This window comes from Pseudomonas alcaligenes (assembly GCF_014490745.1).
Lineage (GTDB): Bacteria > Pseudomonadota > Gammaproteobacteria > Pseudomonadales > Pseudomonadaceae > Aquipseudomonas > Aquipseudomonas alcaligenes_C.
In genome coordinates, this window is the sequence record NZ_LZEU01000003.1 from 1 (window position 1) to 5,768 (window position 5,768).

2 tRNA genes and 3 rRNA genes are annotated in these 5,768 nt (G+C 52.0%); all 5 read left to right on the forward strand.

Annotation, left to right across the window (positions count from 1 at the left end):
• Positions 1–516 precede the first annotated feature (516 nt).
• The 5 genes from A9179_RS22845 (at position 517) to rrf (ending at position 5,716) form a co-directional block, all read left to right on the forward strand.
• A 16S ribosomal RNA gene (locus A9179_RS22845) occupies positions 517–2,053 on the forward strand.
• A 93-nt stretch (positions 2,054–2,146) separates the two neighbouring features.
• Positions 2,147–2,223 (forward strand) — tRNA-Ile (locus tag A9179_RS22850).
• Positions 2,224–2,254: 31 nt separating this feature from the next.
• Positions 2,255–2,330 (forward strand) — tRNA-Ala (locus A9179_RS22855).
• Positions 2,331–2,574: 244 nt separating this feature from the next.
• Positions 2,575–5,466, forward strand: a 23S ribosomal RNA gene (locus A9179_RS22860).
• A 134-nt stretch (positions 5,467–5,600) separates the two neighbouring features.
• Positions 5,601–5,716 (forward strand): 5S ribosomal RNA (gene rrf, locus A9179_RS22865).
• The 16S, 23S and 5S rRNA genes sit together here with 2 tRNA genes alongside, the layout of an rRNA operon.
• The last annotated feature ends 52 nt before the right edge of the window (positions 5,717–5,768 follow it).

The window sequence follows — 5,768 nt, forward strand, 5'->3', positions numbered from 1 at the left end:
GCCCCTATAATGCGCACCACTTCCGGCGCAGCCTGATCTGAAAACTCCTTGCTAAACAATGAGTTAGGCGAAAAAAAGGGTTGCACTGGCGGCGGATTCGAGTAGAATGCGCCGGGCTGATGGGGTGGTGGTTTGATCCTGTTGGCGCTTCGGTTCGAAAGAGTCGAGGGGCGGTAAAGAGGTGGTTGACAGCGGATTTGAACGCTGTAGAATTCGCCTCCCGCTGACGAGGAGCTAGAGTTTCTCGGAGGCGCAAGCGGTTGAGAGGAAACGAAAAATTCTTCAAAAACAGCTTGACGGAAAGAAGGGCTGCTGTAGAATGCGCGGCCTCGGTTGAGACGAAAGACTTCGCCGAAACGCTCTTTAACAACTGAATCAAGCAATTCGTGTGGGTGCTTGTGATGTAAGACTGATAGTCACCAGATTATCAGCAACACAAGTAACACTCGTGAATTCGAGAGTTTATTTGCGATTGCTGAGCCAAGTTTAGGGTTTTCTCAAAACCCAAGCAGTATTGAACTGAAGAGTTTGATCATGGCTCAGATTGAACGCTGGCGGCAGGCCTAACACATGCAAGTCGAGCGGATGAAGAGAGCTTGCTCTCTGATTCAGCGGCGGACGGGTGAGTAATGCCTAGGAATCTGCCTGGTAGTGGGGGACAACGTTTCGAAAGGAACGCTAATACCGCATACGTCCTACGGGAGAAAGCAGGGGACCTTCGGGCCTTGCGCTATCAGATGAGCCTAGGTCGGATTAGCTAGTTGGTGAGGTAAAGGCTCACCAAGGCGACGATCCGTAACTGGTCTGAGAGGATGATCAGTCACACTGGAACTGAGACACGGTCCAGACTCCTACGGGAGGCAGCAGTGGGGAATATTGGACAATGGGCGAAAGCCTGATCCAGCCATGCCGCGTGTGTGAAGAAGGTCTTCGGATTGTAAAGCACTTTAAGTTGGGAGGAAGGGCAGTAAGTTAATACCTTGCTGTTTTGACGTTACCGACAGAATAAGCACCGGCTAACTTCGTGCCAGCAGCCGCGGTAATACGAAGGGTGCAAGCGTTAATCGGAATTACTGGGCGTAAAGCGCGCGTAGGTGGTTCAGCAAGTTGGAGGTGAAATCCCCGGGCTCAACCTGGGAACTGCCTCCAAAACTACTGAGCTAGAGTACGGTAGAGGGTAGTGGAATTTCCTGTGTAGCGGTGAAATGCGTAGATATAGGAAGGAACACCAGTGGCGAAGGCGACTACCTGGACTGATACTGACACTGAGGTGCGAAAGCGTGGGGAGCAAACAGGATTAGATACCCTGGTAGTCCACGCCGTAAACGATGTCGACTAGCCGTTGGAATCCTTGAGATTTTAGTGGCGCAGCTAACGCATTAAGTCGACCGCCTGGGGAGTACGGCCGCAAGGTTAAAACTCAAATGAATTGACGGGGGCCCGCACAAGCGGTGGAGCATGTGGTTTAATTCGAAGCAACGCGAAGAACCTTACCTGGCCTTGACATGCTGAGAACTTTCCAGAGATGGATTGGTGCCTTCGGGAACTCAGACACAGGTGCTGCATGGCTGTCGTCAGCTCGTGTCGTGAGATGTTGGGTTAAGTCCCGTAACGAGCGCAACCCTTGTCCTTAGTTACCAGCACGTTATGGTGGGCACTCTAAGGAGACTGCCGGTGACAAACCGGAGGAAGGTGGGGATGACGTCAAGTCATCATGGCCCTTACGGCCAGGGCTACACACGTGCTACAATGGTCGGTACAAAGGGTTGCCAAGCCGCGAGGTGGAGCTAATCCCATAAAACCGATCGTAGTCCGGATCGCAGTCTGCAACTCGACTGCGTGAAGTCGGAATCGCTAGTAATCGTGAATCAGAATGTCACGGTGAATACGTTCCCGGGCCTTGTACACACCGCCCGTCACACCATGGGAGTGGGTTGCTCCAGAAGTAGCTAGTCTAACCGCAAGGGGGACGGTTACCACGGAGTGATTCATGACTGGGGTGAAGTCGTAACAAGGTAGCCGTAGGGGAACCTGCGGCTGGATCACCTCCTTAATCGACGACATCAGCTTCGTCATAAGTTCCCACACGAATTGCTTGATTCACTTGCGAAAAGCGATTGGGTTTAGACCCGAGAGTTAGACGATTGGGTCTGTAGCTCAGTTGGTTAGAGCGCACCCCTGATAAGGGTGAGGTCGGCAGTTCGAATCTGCCCAGACCCACCAATTGTCAAGGGATGTGGCCAAGTCCGTAGATGGGGCCATAGCTCAGCTGGGAGAGCGCCTGCTTTGCACGCAGGAGGTCAGGAGTTCGATCCTCCTTGGCTCCACCATTAACTCGAGATCGCTGAAAGCTCAGAACTGAGCATCTGCTACTGAAGTGGCTGAGATGTTGAGTTCTGGTCTTTGCGCCAGAACTGTTCTTTAAAAATTTGGGTATGTGATAGAAGTAGACCGATTTATTACTTTCACTGGTAATGAGTCGAGTCAAGGTAAAATTTGCGTGTTCTCTATGCAAATTTTCGGCGAATGTCGTCTTCACGATTGAGACAGTAACCAGATTGCTTGGGGTTATATGGTCAAGTGAAGAAGCGCATACGGTGGATGCCTTGGCAGTCAGAGGCGATGAAAGACGTGATAGCCTGCGATAAGCTTCGGGGAGTCGGCAAATAGACTGTGATCCGGAGATCTCTGAATGGGGGAACCCAGCCATCATAAGATGGTTATCTTGTACTGAATCCATAGGTGCAAGAGGCGAACCAGGGGAACTGAAACATCTAAGTACCCTGAGGAAAAGAAATCAACCGAGATTCCCTTAGTAGTGGCGAGCGAACGGGGATTAGCCCTTAAGCTTCTTTGATTTTAGCGGAACGCTCTGGAAAGTGCGGCCATAGTGGGTGATAGCCCTGTACGCGAAAGGATCTTAGAAGTGAAATCGAGTAGGACGGAGCACGAGAAACTTTGTCTGAATATGGGGGGACCATCCTCCAAGGCTAAATACTACTGACTGACCGATAGTGAACTAGTACCGTGAGGGAAAGGCGAAAAGAACCCCGGAGAGGGGAGTGAAATAGAACCTGAAACCGTATGCGTACAAGCAGTGGGAGCCCACTTTGTTGGGTGACTGCGTACCTTTTGTATAATGGGTCAGCGACTTATATTCAGTGGCGAGCTTAACCGAATAGGGGAGGCGTAGCGAAAGCGAGTCTTAATAGGGCGTTTAGTCGCTGGGTATAGACCCGAAACCGGGCGATCTATCCATGGGCAGGTTGAAGGTTAGGTAACACTGACTGGAGGACCGAACCGACTACCGTTGAAAAGTTAGCGGATGACCTGTGGATCGGAGTGAAAGGCTAATCAAGCTCGGAGATAGCTGGTTCTCCTCGAAAGCTATTTAGGTAGCGCCTCATGTATCACTGTAGGGGGTAGAGCACTGTTTCGGCTAGGGGGTCATCCCGACTTACCAAACCGATGCAAACTCCGAATACCTACAAGTGCCGAGCATGGGAGACACACGGCGGGTGCTAACGTCCGTCGTGAAAAGGGAAACAACCCAGACCGTCAGCTAAGGTCCCAAAGTTATGGTTAAGTGGGAAACGATGTGGGAAGGCTTAGACAGCTAGGAGGTTGGCTTAGAAGCAGCCACCCTTTAAAGAAAGCGTAATAGCTCACTAGTCGAGTCGGCCTGCGCGGAAGATGTAACGGGGCTCAAACCATACACCGAAGCTACGGGTATCACGTAAGTGATGCGGTAGAGGAGCGTTCTGTAAGCCTGTGAAGGTGAGTTGAGAAGCTTGCTGGAGGTATCAGAAGTGCGAATGCTGACATGAGTAACGACAATGCGAGTGAAAAACTCGCACGCCGAAAGACCAAGGGTTCCTGCGCAACGTTAATCGACGCAGGGTTAGTCGGTCCCTAAGGCGAGGCAGAAATGCGTAGTCGATGGGAAACAGGTTAATATTCCTGTACTTCTAGTTACTGCGATGGGGGGACGGAGAAGGCTAGGCCAGCACGGCGTTGGTTGTCCGTGTTTAAGGTGGTAGGCAGAGATCTTAGGTAAATCCGGGGTCTTAATGCCGAGAGCTGATGACGAGTGTTCTTTTAGAACATGAAGTGGTTGATGCCATGCTTCCAGGAAAAGCCTCTAAGCTTCAGGTAACTAGGAACCGTACCCCAAACCGACACAGGTGGTTGGGTAGAGAATACCAAGGCGCTTGAGAGAACTCGGGTGAAGGAACTAGGCAAAATGGCACCGTAACTTCGGGAGAAGGTGCGCCGGTGAGGGTGAAGGACTTGCTCCGTAAGCTCATGCCGGTCGAAGATACCAGGCCGCTGCGACTGTTTATTAAAAACACAGCACTCTGCAAACACGAAAGTGGACGTATAGGGTGTGACGCCTGCCCGGTGCCGGAAGGTTAATTGATGGGGTTAGCGCAAGCGAAGCTCTTGATCGAAGCCCCGGTAAACGGCGGCCGTAACTATAACGGTCCTAAGGTAGCGAAATTCCTTGTCGGGTAAGTTCCGACCTGCACGAATGGCGTAACGATGGCGGCGCTGTCTCCACCCGAGACTCAGTGAAATTGAAATCGCTGTGAAGATGCAGTGTATCCGCGGCTAGACGGAAAGACCCCGTGAACCTTTACTGTAGCTTTGCACTGGACTTTGAGCCTGCTTGTGTAGGATAGGTGGGAGGCTTTGAAGCGTGGACGCCAGTTCGCGTGGAGCCATCCTTGAAATACCACCCTGGCATGCTTGAGGTTCTAACTCTGGCCCGTTATCCGGGTCGAGGACAGTGTATGGTGGGCAGTTTGACTGGGGCGGTCTCCTCCCAAAGAGTAACGGAGGAGTACGAAGGTGCGCTCAGACCGGTCGGAAATCGGTCGTAGAGTATAAAGGCAAAAGCGCGCTTGACTGCGAGACAGACACGTCGAGCAGGTACGAAAGTAGGTCTTAGTGATCCGGTGGTTCTGTATGGAAGGGCCATCGCTCAACGGATAAAAGGTACTCCGGGGATAACAGGCTGATACCGCCCAAGAGTTCATATCGACGGCGGTGTTTGGCACCTCGATGTCGGCTCATCACATCCTGGGGCTGAAGCCGGTCCCAAGGGTATGGCTGTTCGCCATTTAAAGTGGTACGCGAGCTGGGTTTAGAACGTCGTGAGACAGTTCGGTCCCTATCTGCCGTGGACGTTTGAGATTTGAGAGGGGCTGACCTTAGTACGAGAGGACCGGGTTGGACGAACCTCTGGTGTTCCGGTTGTCACGCCAGTGGCATTGCCGGGTAGCTATGTTCGGAAAAGATAACCGCTGAAAGCATCTAAGCGGGAAACTTGCCTCAAGATGAGATCTCACTGGAGCCTTGAGCTCCCTGAAGGGCCGTCGAAGACTACGACGTTGATAGGTTGGGTGTGTAAGCGCTGTGAGGCGTTGAGCTAACCAATACTAATTGCCCGTGAGGCTTGACCATATAACACCCAAACAATTTGGCTGTTAGACGGTGAAGTCGACAAACAGACCGAAAATTTGCCAGAACACGCAATACCACGACATCACATACCCAATTAGGGGAAGCGACTAAACACCGAGTCCCCAACCGAATTGCTTGACGACCATAGAGCGTTGGAACCACCTGATCCCATCCCGAACTCAGTAGTGAAACGACGCATCGCCGATGGTAGTGTGGGGCTTCCCCATGTGAGAGTAGGTCATCGTCAAGCTCCTATCCCCAAACCCCCAATCCGAGCAATCGGGTTGGGGGTTTGGCTTTTG